The sequence below is a fragment of the Candidatus Phytoplasma crotalariae genome (assembly GCF_030586865.1).
Taxonomy (GTDB): domain Bacteria; phylum Bacillota_I; class Bacilli_A; order Acholeplasmatales; family Acholeplasmataceae; genus Phytoplasma; species Phytoplasma citri.
The window spans coordinates 1-2,148 of record NZ_JAOSIR010000050.1 but is presented as its reverse complement, the minus strand read 5'-3'; the positions used below and the strand labels follow the sequence as shown (position 1 = coordinate 2,148).

Sequence of the window (2,148 nt, the reverse complement as noted above, 5' to 3'; positions counted from 1 at the left end):
GATTAGCTATTTATTCTTATTGTTCTTGTTTTCCTAATATCTGGTTATCTTCTGATGATAATCTTTACACAATACTTGCCTGATCCTTTGGCGATTCGCCTTGCGAATTGTCCCCATGTGATGAATTTGAAGTTGGGTTGTTTTGTCGCAGTTCTCACAACGTTCCGCTTTCAAGCGGTCAGTTAAGTGACATCGATAAAATTAATGTTCACATGGGTAATGTAGCCGCAAACCCCAATGTATTAGCTAATTGTGAAGATTTAAAAAAGATTTAGCAAAAAGATATCAAATTTAAATGATGATGAAAAATCAATATTTAACCAAATCTAATCAGCCAAAGAACGCTATACCGAAATCCCAAAAAACATTGACGAAGTTTAAAAAAAATAACATTGATTGGTATGAAAAAAGACCAATTAAAATTTTACGTACTGGGGCGGAAGCAGTTAGAATCACTTTAGATGATTAGGATAAAAGACATGAATTTAGTTTTGGTAATCTCCTTGACACCCTTTTAGGAGAAGCCGAACTTTATATAGATGCCTTCAGTAGTCGTGGAATGTTAATAGCCATAGGTAGCGGAGTTACAAAAAAAATCCCAGTTATGCGCACTGAACCCATATTTTGTGACAACTTTTAAAAATATTAATAATCATCTTGATCGCTATTTAAGTCGGAAATATCTCAGCTTTTCTCGTGAACAAAACTTTTTTTAACTAAGCCATTTGTAGAAAGTTAAATGTCCAATAAAAGTTTACTCAAGACAAAAATCAAAATCATTTTACCTCCTCACTATTAGTTAACCAAAAAAAAGAAAAAAATCGCCTCTCAAATAAATTATTTTTTCATTTTAGTTCATTTATTTCCGATAAGGATGGTAAAATGGTACTATCTTAAATAAAGGAAAAAGTTGCGCATGTTAATCCCGAAACAAATTGAATTATTACAAACAGTCATTCTTTATCAACGCCCCGATTTATCAAAAATAATGTTACCTTTAGTCAAATTTTACCGCCAAACTTTAACGATTACCCAGATTTTGAACCTTTTAAAAATCAAAAGGCATCTTTATTATTATTGGCGGAAAAGTCAAAAAGCTCAACAAAAACGTCAACATCGTTATCAATTAATTACTAAAAGAGTGGGGTTATTATGTCAAAAGTATCATTATGCTTGTGGTTATCGCAAAATTACGGTTTTATATCGAGAATTTTTTCAAGAAATTGTCAATCATAAAATAATTTTAAAAATTATGAAAACTAACAATTGGTTAATGAAATGGCGACGTCCACATACGAAAAGCCAAATTTTTCACCAACATGTTGCTTATCAACCCAATTTAATCAAAAACCATTTTGTTACCGATCAACCTTTGACCAAACTTTATACCGATTTAACTTGTTTCCCAACAACTCAAGGATTGTTATGGGTTTCAGTTATTTTAGATGGTTATCATCAAGAGATTTTAAGTTTAAAAACTAGTTTAAAACCTAATTTAAAGTTAATTAAAGCGACCTTTAAAGCTTTACCTTCATTAACAAAACCTTGTATTATTCATTCGGATCGGGGTGGTAGTTATAGTAGTCGCCTTTGGCAACAAACTTTACAACGAAGGGGCTTTTTAATTAGTATGTCTCGCTCTGGTTGTCCTAATGATAATGCCCCGATCGAATCCTGGTTTAGTAATTTGAAAGGGTGGTTTAAAAGTCGTTATGGGGATTGGTATAACTATTCTTTTACGGAAATAATTAAAAAAATTCAAACTTTTAAAAGTTTTTATAATCACAAATGGCCTATCAAAAAACTCAATTATCAAAGTCCCCTTCATTATTTACAAAATTATCAAGAAAAAAGATCTCCACTTAAGACTAAGATTAATTAATCAAACTAAATTTATGAACAATCAAAATTGCTTTTTGATTAATATATTTATAATATTAAAACAAATATGTTTTTGTCTAATATAAAAACAATTCCTAATCGTTATTAATGCTAGGTAAAAATTTTATAAAAAGGAGTTAATTGATCATGAATGATTTTATTAAATTTATTGAAATAGGATTATTTATTTGGAGTTTATATGGGATTTTTGTTATTTTTTTAATTCCTTTATATTTTATATGGTTTAAAAATTATAGGTTTTATGGC

General features: G+C 29.5%; 2 protein-coding genes. One reads left to right on the top strand and one right to left on the bottom strand.

What is annotated here, in order from left to right; genetic code table 11:
- Window positions 1-33: 33 nt before the first annotated feature.
- Window positions 34-174 (bottom strand): hypothetical protein, encoded by a 141-nt coding sequence (locus tag OC683_RS02350; protein WP_304514935.1) that lies wholly within the window; start codon window positions 172-174, stop codon window positions 34-36.
- A gap of 742 nt (window positions 175-916) precedes the next feature.
- On the opposite strand from OC683_RS02350, the gene OC683_RS02345 reads away from it, so the two are divergent.
- A complete protein-coding gene (locus tag OC683_RS02345; protein ID WP_304514934.1) occupies window positions 917-1,882 on the top strand; it encodes an IS3 family transposase in 966 nt (321 codons plus the stop codon).
- Window positions 1,883-2,148: the final 266 nt, after the last annotated feature.

Excerpts from the sequence above, each read along its gene's own strand:
- OC683_RS02345 (WP_304514934.1), top strand. The coding sequence starts at position 917 with ATGTTAATCCCGAAACAAATTGAATTATTACAAACAGTCATTCTTTAT.